The organism is Viscerimonas tarda, assembly GCF_054601255.1.
In genome coordinates this window covers 1-1,061 of record NZ_BAAHWV010000138.1, presented here as the reverse complement: position 1 = coordinate 1,061, position 1,061 = coordinate 1, and the positions used below count along the sequence as shown (strand labels likewise).

The window sequence follows — 1,061 nt, the reverse complement described above, 5'->3', positions numbered from 1 at the left end:
AACGCGGAAGCTACGGGCGCCTGTTCCGCCGCCTGGCGCTGATATATGTGCTGGACATGAACAACCGTTCCAAGGGTATTCAACTACTTACGCTCAGCCATTCCCTGTTCAGGGACTTGGAAGACAGGCGTTCCAAACTGTGGCAACAGGCATTGGCAAAAAATCTTTATGCCGCCTGTCCCGTATCTTCCGTGTATAACGCTTTTCCGGTAGAAATTGAAAAACGGCGAAGCGGTAATATGACGGAATATATCCTGTCCATTGACAGTCGCGGGGAAAGCGACGCCCTCTCCCCAAAAGAACTGGACGCCCTGATGGAGGCGCCCCGCCTGCCTGAAATTATCAGCCTCTATTCCCGCTACGGGGAAGAAAAGCGGGTTGAAGAACATTTGCAGAACCGGGAACAGGAAAGGAGGGACGGAAAATGACTTGCCGTTTTATCCTGTTGAAATATCCCCATAAAATTGACGCCGTCCGGCTGACAGATTACGAAAAAGATTATTCGCTCACTTTTGTAATCTCGCCGGGATGGAAAAGGATTACCATGCGGACGCCTCTGTCGAAAGGCGGACGGAACTGTTCAACCGCCATGTGTGGTCGCACAGAAACCTGATATACAAGCTTTGTATAAGATACTCCTATTCGGCGGGCGATGTGGAAGACAACTACAACGAGGTTTTAATTAACTTCTTCAGGTATATTGAAACCTACGACCCCTCGCGGAGCATACAGACCTGGCTGCATATTGTCGCCAAGCGCTTTATCGCCGACCTGAACCACCGCAGCAGCGCATTCAGACGGAGCGAAGACGTGGACGTATCAACAGTAGCCGGTTCTATTAGCGAGAAAACGGAATCCGGCGAAAACTGCATGGGCATGGATAACTACCGGCAGCATTACAGTGATGAGGTGCTGGCGGCACTGGACAGGCTCAAGCCCACTCACCGCGAAGCCCTGCTGTTGCAGCAAGCCGGGTACCGGCTGTCGGAAATCGCTGAAATATCCCATCGCAACGGCAACTTGAAGATAAAAAATGTGGAAACCGTTAAAAGCCGCCTCTT

Annotated in this window: 1 protein-coding gene and 1 pseudogene; both read left to right on the top strand. The window is 51.4% G+C overall.

The window, feature by feature from the left end; genetic code table 11:
• Positions 1 to 428: pseudogene (locus ACYPWY_RS16345) on the top strand (hypothetical protein); the annotation flags it as partial.
• Positions 429 to 528: 100 nt separating this feature from the next.
• A partial coding sequence (locus ACYPWY_RS16340; RefSeq protein ID WP_459686610.1) for an RNA polymerase sigma factor occupies positions 529 to 1,061 on the top strand: 533 nt, incomplete at its 3' end.